Genomic DNA, 15,016 nt, shown 5'->3' on the forward strand with positions numbered 1-15,016 from the left:
GGGCCGGAGCGGGTAACCGTCGCGCGGCCGGGCTGTACGGACCGGCGGGGTCAACATGGCAGCCGGGCAGCGCGGACCGACCGGGCAGGGCCCGTCGGCCGGGCTGTACGGACCGGCCGGACCCGCGGGGATCAGCCGGCGGCGCCCTTCAGGAAGGCCAGGCTGATCTCGTTGTAGCGGGCGGCCCGCTCGTGCTGCGGCCAGTGCCCGCACCCGTCGAGCAGTTCGAGCCGGGAGCCGGGGACGGCCCGGTGCATGGCCTCCGCCTCGGGGACGTCGCCGAACGGGTTCTGCCGGCCCCAGACGATCAGGGCCGGCCGGTTGATCCGCGCGAGGTCCCCGGGGCTCAGCAGATTGCGCAGACGGCGCTCCATGTCCTGGAGCGAGAGCAGATTGCCGATGTTCGCGACGAATCCGGGCTGGTGGTAGATGTCATGGCGGATCTCGACCAGTTCCTCGGTGGCGTCCCGGTCGTCCGCCATCAGCAGCCGCAGGCGCTTGCGCGTCAGACCGATGTCGTCGCTCATGACCGCCTGTCTGGTGCTGGTGCGGATCCGCTCCATGATCGCGGGGTCGGCGACGGTGCCGCCGGCGCACAGCAGTTGCAGGCTGATCACCCGTCCGGGGTGCTCGATGGCGGTGCGGGCGCCCACCCAGCCACCGAGTGACTCCCCGACGATATGCGCGCGCTCCACTCCGGCCGCGTCGAGGTAGTCCAGCAGATGCCCGACGTAGTCCGCGATCTCGTACGGTCTGCCGGGTTTCCCGGTGTAGCCGTGCCCGAGCATGTCGATGGCGTGCAGATCGTACGCGGAGTGCGCGGCGATGTTACGGGCGAAGGCTTCGAGGTGTCCGCTGGTGCCGTGCAGAAAGACGACGGCCTGTGCCTCGGGGTCACCCGCGCGCAGGGTGCGCGTCCGGACCCCCTTCGCGTCGAGGTACTCCACGCGGTGGGAGACCGGGCCCAGTTCGGTCCAGATGCTCATGGGTGCTGCTCCGATTCTTCGGGGACGGTTGCTTCCGGTGCCTTTCGGTGCCTTCCGGTGTTCTTGGTGTCTTCCGGTGCCCGCGGGGCGTGTTGTTCTCCTCGGTGGCGCCCGTCGATGGGGAGAGCGTGTTGTTCTCCCCGGCGGCGCCCGTCGGCGGCCACCGGCTACCTCTGGTTGATGCGATGCACCTGGGTGTTGCTGCGGGCGGCCAGCCGGCGCAGCAGGACGGCCGACACCACCAGGGCGATCAGGGCCTTCACCGGGTTCTCCCGTACGCGCCTCGAACCGACCGGCCCCGCTGTCACCGGGCCTGCCGTCACCGGGTTCTTCTTCGCCGCGCTCATGGGTGCACCTCCGTGTGCCCGGGCGGCCGGAGGGCGGCCGGGCCGAGTGAGCCGAGGAAGCCCGTGACCACGGAGTGGTAGGCGCCCGGGCGCTCTTCCTGGAGGTGATGGGACGCATGGTCCATCACATACAGATTCCCGTTGGGCACCATACGGGCCAGCATCAGCGGATAGTCCGGGGTGAGGAACGCGTCCTGCATGCCCCACAGGAACAGGGTCGGTGCCTGGATTCGCGCGAGTTCCCCGGTGAGGTCCTGCCAGTCGCCGCGCGGGGAGTCGGAGCTCGCGGCCAGCTCGCGCTCGCCGGGATCGAGGCTCTGCTCGTACCGCAGGTCGACGGTCTCGGGTGGCAGCCGGTCGCCGTCGTACCACTCCAGCCGGGTGATGAGCCGCCGCATCTTCTCCCTGGTCGGGCCCTCACCGCCGTAGTAGAGGTCCCGGGCGTTGCGGCCCCGGCGACCGCCCTCCGGCAGGGGGGCGAGCGGGCCGTGGAACACGGGCATGCTGCCGGTCACCACGAGGGCGCGGACCCGGTCGGGGTACTTGGCCGCGAGGTTGAGCGCGATGGTGCCGCCCCAGGAGTTGCAGACGAAGTCGGCGCGCTCGACGCCCAGGGTGTCGAGCAGGGCGGCCGTCTTGGCCGCGTGGTGGTCCCACATCGGGCCGCTGATCGGGGACTTCTCGGACTTGCCGTACTGCTGGATGTCGACGAGCAGACAGCGGCGCCCGGCCGCGAACAGGGGGGCGACGGGCCCGAAGTCGCTCCAGGCGGTGCAGCCGGGCCCGCCGCCGTGCAGAAAGACGGTGTCGGGGCCGGTGCCGAGGTCGTGGTAGTGGTAGCGGACGCCTCCGCCGTCGGCGTAGTGGCTCTCAGGGGGTGGTGGCATGTCGGTCCTTCCCTCGGTCGTACGGGCGCCGGGCGGCCGGCGGCGCGGCACTCCGGGCGCCCGTGGTGGTGAGTGTGATCCGGGCCAGGACCTCGCACAGCCGCCGCATGGCGCGGACGTCGACGGTGTTCATGCCGAGCGCGAAGTCGGTGCCGGATCCGCCGGGGGCCGGCTTCGGCATCCCGACGCGGGCGGTGGGGATGCCCCGTGCGCGCAGGATGTTGGCGTCGGTGGCGCCGCTGTTGCCGGCCACGGCCCGGTGCGGCGTACCGGCCGTCCGTTCCCACGCGGTGACGGCGTTGCGCACGATCGTGGCGTCGGGCGGGGTGCTCGTTCCCGGAACGGCGAGGACGAGTTCGGTCGTCAGTTCCACGTCCAGTTCGGCGGACAGCCGGGCCGTGTACGCGGTGAGTTCCCGTTTGGCGGCCATCGGTGCGGTGCCCGGCGCGGTCCGCAGATCGAGCCGGATCCGGCAGGCCGCGGGGGTCACGGCGAGCATGCGCTCCCAGCCGCCCGCGATCGATCCGATGACGCCCTGCGGCGCGGCCGTGGCCGTCCGGTGCCGCGCGGGACGGTCGGCGAGCCAGGCTTCGAGCCGGGTGACGACCTCGGCGGCGGTGACGATCGGATTGCGGTAGGGCAGCCGGTGGCGGCTGCCGGCGTAGGTGTGGACGCCGGGCACGATGATCTCGAACCAGCACAGGCCCACCTCGTCGTGCGCGATGAAGTCGCCGGGCTTGGCGATGACCGCGTGGTCGGTGTGCCAGCCGCGTTCCAGCAGGAACGAACAGCCCACGCCGTGGCCGGTGTTGGTACGGGCGGGGTAGCCGGGCGCCTCGACGGCGTTGGTCGGCATACCGCCGGCCCCGAAGGCCACCACGACATCACCGGCCAGCGCGGGGCGGACCTCACCGAGGGCTTCGGCGAGTACGAGGACGCAGGCGGCATGCCCCTTGGGGTTGCCCGCGCCCAGCCCGGAGACGAAGGGACCGTCGTCCCGGGCCCGGGGCAGCATGTCCGGGCGCAGCCGCTCACCGATCCACGGCAGGTCGATCGCCTCCTCACCGGTGGTGAGCGTGTCGATCGGCGCGTAGAGCATCAGATCCTCTCCGCCGCCGTGGCCGCGCAGCCTGCCGACGGCGTTGGCCTGGTGCTCGTCGAGGTGCTGGGCGGTGGCGGCGAATCCGGCGGCGGTCAGCCGGGCGGCCAGCAGATGGGCCAGAGGCGCCTCCCGGCCCGTCGGGCTGGCCACGGCCGTGACGGCGTGGACCGCCTGGCGCAGCCGGTCCTGCGTGATGAGGGCGAGCAGCCGGGCGACGACCGCCTCCGTTACGGGATCGGCCACGGCCGTCGCCACGGTGTCCGGTTCGGCCGCTGCCCCGGTGCCTGCTACGGCAGCACCTGCCCGGGTGCCCGGGTCGGCGCCCGCCGCACCCCCGCTCACGGTGCCGCTCCCCGCACGGCGTCGGGGTCGATCAGCGCGACGGCCATCCCGGTCAGCCACTCCGGCATGGGCGCGTACGCCAGGGTCCGGCCCGGTACGAATCCGAGCGCTGCCGCCATGGTCAGCCAGGTACGCAGCTCCTGGCCGCCGTTGCCGGCGACTTCCTCGACGTGCTCGCTGGACAGGCCCAGATAGCGTTCGAGGCCGCCGCGCTCCAGCGTGGCCAGGAACTCCGTGTCGAACTCGGGGGAGATCACCGGCCGGGCGGCGGTGATGATCTCCCGGCGCCGCCCGTCGTAGCGCTCCCAGTCGCCGCGGCCGTTGAGCCAGGCGCCGACCATGAACTCCTCGTCCTCGCCGTGGGGATCGCTCCAGTCGGAGGGCCAGGGCAGCCGGTGGGACAGCCCGCCCGAGGCGATCACCGCGACGCGCCGGTCCCCCGGCATGGCGTCGATCGCGGCCGCGATGTTGCGTCCCAGCTCCGCGCACCGGTCGAGCCGGGGCAGCGGGGCGGCGAAGACGTTCACCACCAGCGGTACGACCGGGACGTCCAGGTCCCGCAGCACGTACTGGACGGCATGGGTCTGACCGTGGTCGATCTGGAGCCGGGCGGAGAGGGCGGCCTCGGTCCCCCGTTCGACGAGGTGCCGGGCGAGCGTCCGCGCGAAGGCGGGGTCGGTGCGCTGGGGGCCCTCGGGCGTCCCCGCCTCGCCGGAGGCGATGACCTCGCCCACCCCGAGGGTGAACGCCGGGATCAGATCGAGCCAGAAGCCGCGGAAGTGGTTCGACCCGATGACGACCGCGACATCGGCCCCCGAGGCGGCGACGGCTTCCCGTGCCTCGTCCAGGGCGTCACGGAACCGCTCCGCCCGGCCGGTGTGGACGACCTTGTCCCAGTGGGTGTTCATCAGTGTGGAGTGGGACGCTCCGACCCCGAGCACGATCCGTGCCATGTCCCCTGTCCCTCGCTTTCCTCGACGGTGCCGTTGACGGACGGTGCCGCCTTCCGGGCGGCGGCGTTGCCGGGCGGTGCTGTGTTCCGGGCGGCCGCAATTGACGGGCGGTGCCACCTTCCCGGCGGCCGCATTGACGGACGGTGCTTTCCAGTCGGTGCTGTTGTCCGGGCGGTGCCGTTGACGGACGCCGCCGGTTCCATGGGCACCGCTCAGTTCCCGGTGGGCGGGGCGGCCGGCAGGATGCCCTCGCCACGCAGTCGTTCGGCCCGTGCCTCGGTGGTGTCCTCGGCGAGTCCGCGCCATCTCAGCAGCGAGTCGTCCGGACGGTAGAGGCGCTCCGGCGGTGCGTCGGTGACCTCGACCATCCACCGGTCCTGGCCCGAGAACTGGCCGTGGAAGAGCCACCGGACGAAGCCGAGGTACTTGACGTAGAAGGGCAGCGTCCTGATGCCCTGGCGGAATCCGGCCAGGGCGCCGACATAGAGGTGACGGTCCTCGTCGACGGGGACGTAGAACTCGTAGTGGACGAAGGTCGGATAGACGATACGCAGCACCCCGGGCATGCTGACCGAGGCGAAACCGGGGTAGTCCTGCGCGGCGATGACCGGGTCCACCGCCCGGTGTCCGCCGGTGTTCCCGATGTTGCCGACCTCCTTCGGCGGCTTCATCTTGAACCACGCCTGGTTGCTCCATTTCCCGAGCCCCGGGAAATCGGCCTCCCAGTGCTGCTTGTCCTGGACGCGGTAGATCCATCGGCCGCGCCGGACGATACGGGTCTCGTTCCAGACCGGCATCGCCTTGAAGAGCCGCCACAGGGCCGTACGGTGCAGATACTTGGCGTGGCCCTCGTCATAGCCGTTCTCACAGGCGAAGCGCCAGTTGCCCGGGCGGTGCTGGATACGGGAGCCGACGACCGCGGGGTTGTCCACGAGTTCCTCGGGAAGTTGCCCGTCGATCGGCGGGACCTCCTCGCCGTCACCGATGAAGACCCACACCATGCCGAGGCGCTCGGCGGTGCCGTACGTCGGCTGGGTCACCTTCCCGCAGATCGGGGACGCCGGACCGTCGGTGATCGCGGCCCTCAGTCCACCGGTCCGCAGATCGAACGTCCAGCCGTGATAGGGGCAGGAGATGGTGCCCGGAAACTGCTGACCGCCCTGGCTGAGGGGAACCCCCCGGTGCGGGCACCGGTCCTTGAGCGCGTAGACGGTACCGCCGTCACGGAGCAGCACGATCTTCTCGCCGAGGAGGGTGATCTGCCTCGGTCTGCCCGTGACCCGCGAGGAATGGACGACGGGGTACCAGTAGCCGCGGAATCCCGCTGCGGCGGCCTGGTAGTGGGGCCAGCTCGACCAGTCCTGCCGCCCGGGCAGTCTGCCCCGGCGGGCGGGACGGCGGCGCGCGGATTCGGTCTCTTCCCCGGTCGGTACGCTCATGACCGCTCCCTTCGGATCGCCGGCGGCTGCCGTGCGCAACCGGACCGTGCCGGGAGTCCACCACCGGTGCCCCCGCCGCCCAAGGCCGGCGGTCTGCTGACCGGACCGCCCTGCGGGATTGCCCGGCTGTTCCGTTGAGCGGTCCCGGCCGCGTGCCGGACGGTGCGGGCGCGCCTAGCGTTCGGACGGCACCGCCACCGGGGCCCGTACCGCACACCACGGCCCGGACCCACGGGCACCACGGCCCCGCACCCCGCACGTCCCGCGGGCCCACCACACAGCCGCGCCACCGCGCGGACGGCGCCCGTCCCACCGCACCCGTGCCGACCCCGCGTCCACACCACACCCGCGCATCACCCGCGCACCCTCACCCTCGGCCGAGCCCCGGGCCCCACCGCCCGGGAGGCCGCCCGTCCCCGCACCGCGACCCCAGGAGGCCAGCATGTCCGCGTCCCGTACCGTCACCGACATCCTCCTCGTCGGAGCCGGCCCGACCGGGCTCTACGGCGCGTACTGCGCCGGGTTCCGCGGCCTGAGCACGGTCGTGGTCGACGCCCTGCCCGAGCCGGGCGGCCAGATCGCCGCGCTGTACCCGGAGAAGGAGATCCGCGATGTCGCGGGCATCCCCGGTGTGCAGGGGCGCGACTTCGTCACCGCGCTCCTCTCCCAGGCCGCGGGCTACGGGCCCCGGTATCTGCTCGGCCGGCAGGCGGTCGCGCTGGAGCACTCCCCGGCGGGCTGTCCGCGGGTGACGCTCGCCGACGGACACGTCATCGACGCCGGCGCGGTCGTCCTCACCGCCGGCATCGGCACCTTCACCCCCCGGGCGCTCCCGGCCGGTGAGGAGTTCCTGGGCCGCGGCCTGAGCTATTTCGTACCGGACCCCGCGGCGCACACCGGTCATGACGTCCTCGTCGTCGGCGGCGGGGACAGCGCGCTGGACTGGGCGCTCACCCTCGGGCCGATCGCCCGCTCGGTGACCCTGGTGCACCGCCGGTCCACCTTCCGCGCCCATGCCGCGAGCGTCACCGCCGTCACCGAGGGGGGTGCCCGGATCATCACCGACGCCGAGGTGGAAGCACTCGTCGGCAACGGCGCCGTACGGGAAGCCCATGTCCGGGTGCGCGGGGAGACCGGTACGCGGGTGCTGAGGGCCGACAGTGTGGTCGCCGCGCTCGGCTTCGTCGGCAGCCTCGGCCCGCTCGCCTCCTGGGGGCTGGAACTGCGGCGCCGCTCCGTCGTCGTCGACAGCCGGATGCGTACCAGCCTCGACCGTGTCTACGCGGCCGGGGACATCACCGAGTACGAGGGCAAGGTCCGGCTGATGTCGGTCGGCTTCGGGGAGGTCGCGACCGCGGTGAACAACGCGGCGGTCGCACTCGATCCGGGGCTCTCCCTCTTCCCCGGCCACTCCACCGAGTCTCCCCGTCACTCCCCCGGATCTCCCGGCCGCACCACCGACCCTCCGGGCCGCCCGGCCCGGACCACCTGACCGACCGATCGGAGAACCGCGTGTCCTATGTCATCGGCGCGAGCTGTATCGACGTCACCGACCGTGCCTGCCTGGACGTCTGCCCCGTCGACTGCATCTACGTCGGCGACCGCAAGAGCTATATCAACGCCAACGAGTGCATCGACTGCGGCGCCTGCGAGCCCGAGTGCCCGGTCGACGCGATCTTCGCCGGCCGTACGGCCCGATCCGACGAGGGCAAGGCGCGGTTCGCCGCGGATTCGATCGCCTTCTTCGCCGAGCCGCTGCCGGGCCGCCACACCCCCCTCGGGGATCCGGGCGGGGCGGGGGCCGTCGGTGACCTGGGCGTCGACACCGCGCTGGTGAGCGCCTACCGGCCCTGACGCGCGGTACGACGGCATCCGCCGTGCGACGGCCGACCAGCCGGAGCGGGCCGGGCCCTCCCGCGCTCCGGACGCACACCGCGACCCGACCCCGACCCCGGTCCGGCTGCCCGTCCCCGGAACACCCGGCCACTCCCCCGACCATCCCCAGCCCGTACGAGTACTGCCACCCCCAGCCCCGCGAGAACGATCCCGACCGGAGAAGAGCCCATGCCACAGCCCCCTCCGAACTCTCCGTACTCCGTCCGCGCCCGCTCCCTCAGCCCCGTTCCGGTCGGCGCCCGTCCCGTCCGCCCGTGCTCGGCCCGTCCGCGGCGGTGTCGCCGGTGACCCCCGCCGGCCGTTTCCCCGGGCCGGCCGTCGTGAAGGCGGCGGACCTTCTCGCCGAGGCCGCGAGGACCGGGGTCCCGACCACCCCCGTGCGCACACTGTTCGCGGCCGACGACGTCGATGCCGCGTATGCCGTCCAGCGTCTCAACGTGGAGCGCAGGATCGCCGACGGCGGGGTGGTGGTCGGCCGGAAGATCGGACTGACCTCGAAGCGCGTGCAGCGCCAACTCGGCGTCGACCGGCCCGACTTCGGGACGCTGATGGCCGACATGGCCGTACCGGACGGCGGGAGGATCCCGTCCGGCCTGCTGCTCGCGCCGAAGGTGGAGGCCGAGGTCGCCCTCGTACTCAGCCGTCCGCTGAAGCACCCCGGCTGCACCCCCGACGACGTACTGGGGGCCGTCGGCTTCGCCCTGCCCGCGCTGGAGATCGTCGACAGCCGGATCGCCGGGTGGGACATCGGTTTTGTGGACACCGTCGCCGACAACGCGTCGAGCGGGCTGTTCGTCCTCGGCTCCACACCGGTTCCGCCGGCCGGCACGGACCTGCGCGCCGTCGCGATGGAGATGACCCGCAACGGCTCCCGTGTCTCCACCGGCAGCGGTGCCGAGTGCCTGGGCGGCCCGCTCGACGCGGCCGCCTGGCTCGCCTCGACGCTCGCCCGCAGGGGTGAGGGGCTGCGCGCGGGCGACGTCGTCCTGACGGGTGCGCTCGGCCCGATGTCCCCGGGCGCTCCGGGAGACGTCTTCGAAGCCCGCATCACGGGACTCGGCCCGGTCCGGGTCGCCTTCGCCCCGGAAGGAGACAGCCCGTGAAGCGCTCGCCCGGACACCGTACGAAGGTGGCCGTCATCGGCTCGGGCAATATCGGCACCGATCTGATGATCAAGGTGCTGCGGCTGTCCGACTCGCTGGAGATGACCGCGATGGCGGGTATCGACCCGGCGTCGGACGGCCTGGCCCGGGCCCGCCGGCTGAAGGTGGCCACCACCGGCGCGGGACTGGACGGACTGACGGGTCTCGACGAGTTCGCCGGGGTACGGATCGTCTTCGACGCCACCTCGGCCGGGGCCCACCGGCGCCACGACCGGGTGCTGCGGGCCCTCGGCCGTACCGTCGTGGACCTCACGCCCGCGGCCGTCGGTCCGTATCTGGTGCCGCCCGTCAACGGGGACGCCCATCTGGACGCGCCCAACGTCAATCTGGTCACCTGCGGAGGGCAGGCGACGATCCCGGTCGTCGCGGCGGTATCGGCCGTCACCCCTGTGCACTACGCGGAGATCGTCGCCTCCATCGCCTCCCGTTCCGCGGGTCCCGGGACCCGCGCGAACATCGACGAGTTCACCGAGACGACGGCCACCGCCCTGGAACGTGTCGGCGGGGCCGCGCGCGGCAAGGCCGTGATCATCCTCAACCCGGCCGAACCCCCGCTGATCATGCGCGACACCGTGCACTGCCTGGTCTCCGGCTGCGACACCGGGGCGGTCACCGCCTCGGTGGAGGACATGGCCGAGCGGGTGCGCACGTACGTGCCGGGCTACCGCCTCAAACAGCGGGTGCAGTTCGCCGGGGTGCCGGACGACGACCCCCTGCGCGGACTGCTCCCCCGGGGCGCGGGGGCCGACGCGCTGAAGGTGTCCGTGTTCCTCGAAGTCGAGGGCGCCGGCCACTATCTGCCCGCGTACGCCGGGAATCTCGACATCATGACCTCGGCCGCGCTGCGCACCGCGGAGCGCATGGCCGCACATGCCCGGGTGCGGGCACGGCACTCCGGCGAGGTGACGGCGTGATGACCGCGAACGCGAAGACGGCCACGACCACGACTGTGACCACGCCTGTGTCTACGACCGCGCCGACGCCCGCTCCGGACTCCGGAGCCGGGCCCCCCGTCCTGTACATCCAGGACGTGACCCTGCGCGACGGGATGCACGCGGTCCGGCACCGCTACACCGTGGAGCAGGCCCGGGCCATCGCCTCCGCCCTCGACTCCGCGGGGGTCTCCGCGATCGAGATCGCCCACGGCGACGGCCTGTCCGGCTCCAGCATCACCTACGGGGTCGGGGCGCACACCGACTGGGAGTGGATCGAGGCCGTCACCGACGTCACCCGTACCTCCGTACCCACCACCCTCCTGCTGCCCGGGATCGGTACGCTCAGCGATCTGCGGCAGGCCCGTGCCCTCGGCATCCGGTCGGTGCGCGTGGCCACGCACTGCACCGAGGCCGACATCGCCGCCCAGCACATCGCCGCCGCCCGTGAACTGGGCATGGACGTCTCCGGCTTCCTGATGATGTCCCACATGGCCGAGCCCGCCGAACTCGCCCGTCAGGCGGGGCTCATGGAGTCGTACGGCGCCACCTGCGTCTATGTCACCGACTCCGGCGGCCGTCTCACCATGGACGGTGTACGCGACCGGCTGCGCGCCTACCGGGACGCCCTGGACCCGTCCACCCGGCTCGGCATCCACGCCCATCACAACCTCGCCCTCGGTGTCGCGAACACCGTCGTGGCGGTCGAGAACGGGGTCACCCGGATCGACGCCTCCCTGGCGGGTCAGGGCGCCGGCGCGGGCAACTGTCCGCTGGAGGCGTTCATCGCGGTCGCCGACCTCCTGGGCTGGGAGCACGGCTGCGACCTGTTCCCGCTCATGGACGCGGCCGACGATCTCGTACGCCCGCTCCAGGACCGTGAGGTGCGGGTCGACCGGGAAACCCTGAGCCTCGGATACGCGGGGGTGTACTCCAGCTTCCTCCGCCACGCAGAGGCCGCGGCCGCCCGCTACGGCCTCGACACCCGGGGCATCCTCGTGGAGGTCGGCCGCCGCCGTATGGTCGGAGGACAGGAGGACATGATCACCGATGTGGCTCTCGATCTGCTGGCCGCCGCGAACGGTGCCACGGTGAATTCCCCCACCGCGGAAGGGGGTTCACCGTGACCACGCCTCCGGTGCCCGGGCGCGTCACCGCGCCCGGACCCGGCAGCCCGCACGCCAGGGACACCACCCGCGTGGGGCACACCCCCCTCGGGCCGCTCCGCAGGCCCAAGGCCCCGGGGCCGGCCATCCGTATCAGGGCTTACGGGCCACGGCCCCGTACATCGCGACCTCCTCGTTGCGGACGGCGGACTGCTCGTCCGAGGGCCGCCAGCGGTGGACCTGGGTGAGCCCCGGCTCGACGACGTCCAGCCCTTCGAAGAACGCGCCGACCTCCGCCTGGGAGCGCGGCACCATGGGGATGCCCCTGCCCTCGTACTCCTCCACCACCCGGGCGAACTCCTCCGGCGCGAAGTCGGCGGTCGCCGTGGAGATCGCCAGATAGCTCCCGGACGGCAGCGGGTCCAGCAGCCGCCGCACCAGCGTGAGGTCGTCCGGCGGCCTGATGAAGTGCAGCATCGCGATCACCGTGAGCGCGACCGGCTTCCCCAGGTCCAGGATCTCCCGGAACGGCTCGGACTCCAGGATCGACTCCGGCTCCCGCATGTCCGCGTCGACATAGGCCGTGCGGCCCTGGGGGGAGCTGGTGAGCAGCGCCTCGGCGTGCGCGAGGACGATCGGGTCGTTGTCGACGTACACGATCGCCGCGTCCGGCCGCTCCCCCTGGGCGACTTCGTGAAGATTGGGCGAGGTCGGAAGCCCGGTACCGATGTCGAGGAACTGCCGGATGCCCGCCTCGCCCGCGAGATACCGTGCCACGCGCTGCATGAACAGCCGGTTCTGCCGCATGCTCACCGGAAGCGACGGCCACCCGGCCACCATCGCGTCACCGGCCTCGACATCGACCGGATAGTGATCTTTCCCGCCCAGAATGTAGTCGTACACACGCGCCGAATGCGCCCGTGTCGTATCGATCCTGCCCGCGGCCCGCCCGTCTTGCGGCATGTCCCAACTCCCGTCCTCGCAGAGATGGTTCAGAAGTGTATGGGGCGCGGGCCCCTGTGCAGCCCAACGGAATCCCGGGTCGGCGGCGCCGCTCCCGCCGGGTCCCGGGACACGGCGATCCCCACCCCCGTTCACCCTCACCGGAACAACGGCGTCCGGCATCGGCCATGAGCACCTGCGAACGTCGCCGTACCCGCACCACGGCAGCATCTGAGGGGCGGGGCGACGAAGCCCCCGCACTGCGGACGGACGTCCGGACCTGTCCGTGGCGACCGGCGCGGATGCCGCCGTGCTCGCCCCGGGGCGGACACGGCGGCACCCGTGTGTGGTACGCGGGTCAGGACACGTACTCCCGCAGATGCCGGGCCGTCAGGGTCTCCGCGGAGGCCACCAGATCGGCCGGGGTGCCGGTGAACACCACCTGTCCGCCGTCGTGGCCGCCGCCCGGCCCCAGGTCGATCAGCCAGTCGGCATGTGCCATGACGGCCTGGTGGTGCTCGATGACGACGACCGTGTTGCCCTCGTCGACGAGTCGGTCCAGCAGGGCCAGCAGCTTGTCGACGTCCGCCATGTGCAGACCGGTGGTCGGCTCGTCCAGGATGTAGGTGGAGGACTTCTCCGCCATGTGGATGGCCAGCTTCAGCCGCTGCCGCTCACCTCCGGAGAGTGTGTTCAGCGGCTGCCCGAGGCGCAGATAGCTCAGCCCGACGTCATTGAGCCGCCCGAGGACGGTGTGCGCCTGGCCGGTGGGGAAGAACTCGTACGCCTCCGCCGCCGACATGCCCAGCACCTCGCTGATGTTCCTGCCGCGCAGGAGGTAGGTGAGGACCTCGGGGGTGAACCGCTTGCCCTCGCACTCCTCACAGAGCGAGGCGACTCCCGCCATCATCGCCAGATCGGTGTAGACGAGACCCAGCCCGTTGCACTTGGGGCAGGCTCCCTCCGAGTTGGCGCTGAAGAGGGCCGCCTTGACCCCGTTCGCTTTGGCGAAGGCCGTACGGATCGGGTTGAGCAGTCCGGTGTACGTCGCCGGATTGGAGCGGCGGGAGCCCCGGATCGGTGACTGATCGGCCACGACCACACCCTCGTGATCGGCGAGATAGCCGTGGATCAGCGAGCTCTTCCCGGAGCCCGCCACTCCGGTGACGACGGTCAGCACGCCGAGCGGCACATCGACGCTGACGTCCTTGAGATTGTGCAGATCGGCGCCCTTGATGGAGATCTGTCCCCGCGCGGTCCGCGGGGTCTCCCGCAGCCGGACCCGGTGCCCCAGATGGCGGCCGGTGAGGGTGCCGGACGCACGCAGGCCGGCGACATCGCCGCTGAAGCAGATCTCCCCTCCCGCCTCACCGGCACCGGGCCCCAGATCGACCACATGGTCGGCGATGGCGATCACCTCGGGCTTGTGCTCGACGACGAGCACCGTGTTGCCCTTGTCGCGCAGGAGCAGCAGCAGTTCGTTCATCCGCTGGATGTCGTGCGGGTGGAGACCGATGGTCGGCTCGTCGAAGACGTAGGTGACGTCGGTGATGCTGGAGCCGAGGTGGCGCACCATCTTCACCCGCTGTGCCTCACCGCCCGAGAGGGTGGAGGCGGACCGGTCCAGGCTGAGATAGCCGAGACCGATCTCGACCAGCGAATCCAGCAGTTCACGCAGGCCGGTGAGCAGCGGACCGACATCGGGGGCGTCGATGCCGCGGATGAAGGCGGCGAGATCGCTGATCTGCATGGACGAGCACTCGGCGATGTTCACACCGTTGATACGGGACGACAGGGCGGCCCGGGTGAGCCGGGTTCCCTCGCACTCGGGGCAGGGCGCGAAGACGACGGCGCGGTCGACGAAGGCGCGGATGTGCGGCTGGAGCGCCTCCCGGTCCTTGACGAGCCAGCTCCGGCGGATACGGGTGACCAGACCCTCGTAGGTGAAGTTGTTCGAGCCGACCTTGACCTTGACGCTCTCCTTGTGGAGGAGGTCGGCCCATTCCTGTTCGGTGAAGTCCCGGAGCTTGGTGTCGGGGTCGAAGAACCCGGACCCGACCACGATCGACCACGGCCAGGAGTCGACGGCGTGGCCCGGGACGGTGATCGCGCCCTCGTTCAGCGACTTGTCCCGGTCGACGATCTGGTCGGTGTCGACGTCGGACACCTTGCCCAGGCCCTCGCACCGGGGACACATGCCCTCGGGAAGGTTGAAGCTGAAGGCCCCCGATGTGCCGATGTGGGGGGTGCCGAGGCGGCTGAAGATGATGCGCAGCATGGTGTACGCGTCGGTCGCGGTGCCCACCGTGGAGCGGGAGTTGGCCCCCATGCGCTCCTGGTCCACGACGATCGCCGCGCTCAGATTGTGCAGCCCGTCCACATCGGGACGGCCCAGGCTCGGCATGAAGGACTGGATGAACGCGGTGTACGTCTCGTTGATCAGGCGCTGGGACTCGGCGGCGATGGTGCCGAAGACCAGACTCGACTTGCCCGATCCGGAGACACCGGTGAACACGGTGAGACGGCGCTTGGGCAGATCGACGTCGACGCCCCGGAGATTGTTCTCCCGCGCGCCTCTGACCTTGATCACCGTGTGATGGTCGGCGGGCGTCAGGGGCTTGTCCGCGCCTTCGGCGGACGTGGATCGCTGGCCTGACTGGTGGGCGGGCATGCGGGTATCCCTTTCGTCGGGCGGGTCACTTCCCGTGCGGTGGTCCGGTGACCTCCCGGTACGGGCGGATCCGAGCTCCGCGCCCGGACAGGTCGGCCCCGAACGGCGTAAGCAACCGAACGTACCCGATATCACTGACAAGGGGCCTTCGCGCCCGGGCGACCGCCGGACAGGGGAATCGGAGGATCGGGGGTATCCGTCTCTCCGCCGCCGCATCGCCCGGCGGCCGGGACCCAGCACCCGGCTTCCC

Annotated in this window: 13 protein-coding genes; 5 read left to right on the top strand and 8 right to left on the bottom strand. The window is 71.8% G+C overall.

The window, feature by feature from the left end; translation table 11 throughout:
- Positions 1-131 precede the first annotated feature (131 nt).
- The 6 genes from ACIBCM_RS30705 to ACIBCM_RS30730 all read right to left on the bottom strand — a co-directional run bounded on the left by ACIBCM_RS30705 (position 132) and on the right by ACIBCM_RS30730 (position 6,056).
- Complete coding sequence (locus tag ACIBCM_RS30705) at positions 132-986, bottom strand: alpha/beta fold hydrolase (RefSeq protein WP_399248920.1); 855 nt, start codon at positions 984-986, stop codon at positions 132-134.
- Positions 987-1,153: 167 nt separating this feature from the next.
- Positions 1,154-1,333: a hypothetical protein gene (locus tag ACIBCM_RS30710; protein ID WP_399248922.1), complete on the bottom strand. Its 180-nt coding sequence runs from the start codon at positions 1,331-1,333 to the stop codon at positions 1,154-1,156.
- Positions 1,330-2,220, bottom strand: coding sequence for an alpha/beta fold hydrolase (locus tag ACIBCM_RS30715; RefSeq protein WP_399248924.1), 891 nt, complete (start codon positions 2,218-2,220; stop codon positions 1,330-1,332). The genes ACIBCM_RS30710 and ACIBCM_RS30715 overlap by 4 nt, the downstream gene beginning before the upstream one ends.
- On the bottom strand, positions 2,204-3,664 hold the full coding sequence (locus ACIBCM_RS30720) for a M20 family metallopeptidase (protein ID WP_399248926.1): 1,461 nt from the start codon (positions 3,662-3,664) through the stop codon (positions 2,204-2,206). Before ACIBCM_RS30720 ends, ACIBCM_RS30715 begins: the two co-directional genes overlap by 17 nt.
- Positions 3,661-4,617: a catechol 1,2-dioxygenase gene (locus ACIBCM_RS30725; RefSeq protein WP_399248928.1), complete on the bottom strand. Its 957-nt coding sequence runs from the start codon at positions 4,615-4,617 to the stop codon at positions 3,661-3,663. Before ACIBCM_RS30725 ends, ACIBCM_RS30720 begins: the two co-directional genes overlap by 4 nt.
- Positions 4,618-4,829: 212 nt before the next feature.
- Positions 4,830-6,056 carry a Rieske 2Fe-2S domain-containing protein gene (locus ACIBCM_RS30730; protein ID WP_399248930.1) on the bottom strand — a complete coding sequence of 409 codons (1,227 nt, stop codon included), beginning with the start codon at positions 6,054-6,056 and terminating at the stop codon, positions 4,830-4,832.
- Positions 6,057-6,498: 442 nt separating this feature from the next.
- On the opposite strand from ACIBCM_RS30730, the gene ACIBCM_RS30735 reads away from it, so the two are divergent.
- The 5 genes from ACIBCM_RS30735 to dmpG all read left to right on the top strand — a co-directional run bounded on the left by ACIBCM_RS30735 (position 6,499) and on the right by dmpG (position 11,174).
- A complete protein-coding gene (locus tag ACIBCM_RS30735) occupies positions 6,499-7,548 on the top strand; it encodes an NAD(P)/FAD-dependent oxidoreductase (protein WP_399248932.1) in 1,050 nt (349 codons plus the stop codon).
- A 20-nt stretch (positions 7,549-7,568) separates the two neighbouring features.
- Entirely contained in the window at positions 7,569-7,910 is a 342-nt protein-coding gene (locus ACIBCM_RS30740) for an indolepyruvate ferredoxin oxidoreductase subunit alpha (RefSeq protein ID WP_399248934.1), read from the top strand.
- Between the two features lie 296 nt (positions 7,911-8,206).
- Positions 8,207-9,055: a 2-keto-4-pentenoate hydratase gene (locus ACIBCM_RS30745; RefSeq protein WP_399248936.1), complete on the top strand. Its 849-nt coding sequence runs from the start codon at positions 8,207-8,209 to the stop codon at positions 9,053-9,055.
- Complete coding sequence (locus ACIBCM_RS30750; protein ID WP_399248938.1) at positions 9,052-10,029, top strand: acetaldehyde dehydrogenase (acetylating); 978 nt, start codon at positions 9,052-9,054, stop codon at positions 10,027-10,029. The genes ACIBCM_RS30745 and ACIBCM_RS30750 overlap by 4 nt, the downstream gene beginning before the upstream one ends.
- A complete protein-coding gene (gene dmpG / locus ACIBCM_RS30755; RefSeq protein ID WP_399248940.1) occupies positions 10,029-11,174 on the top strand; it encodes a 4-hydroxy-2-oxovalerate aldolase in 1,146 nt (381 codons plus the stop codon). Before ACIBCM_RS30750 ends, dmpG begins: the two co-directional genes overlap by 1 nt.
- Positions 11,175-11,306: 132 nt before the next feature.
- Here dmpG and ACIBCM_RS30760 read toward each other — a convergent pair whose 3' ends face one another.
- Both ACIBCM_RS30760 and ACIBCM_RS30765 read right to left on the bottom strand, forming a co-directional pair.
- On the bottom strand, positions 11,307-12,116 hold the full coding sequence (locus ACIBCM_RS30760; RefSeq protein ID WP_399248942.1) for an SAM-dependent methyltransferase: 810 nt from the start codon (positions 12,114-12,116) through the stop codon (positions 11,307-11,309).
- A gap of 337 nt (positions 12,117-12,453) precedes the next feature.
- Positions 12,454-14,766: an ATP-binding cassette domain-containing protein gene (locus ACIBCM_RS30765; protein WP_399248944.1), complete on the bottom strand. Its 2,313-nt coding sequence runs from the start codon at positions 14,764-14,766 to the stop codon at positions 12,454-12,456.
- Between the last annotated feature and the right edge of the window lie 250 nt (positions 14,767-15,016).

It is taken from the genome of Streptomyces sp. NPDC051018, from assembly GCF_044456085.1.
Classification (GTDB): Bacteria; Actinomycetota; Actinomycetes; order Streptomycetales; family Streptomycetaceae; genus Streptomyces.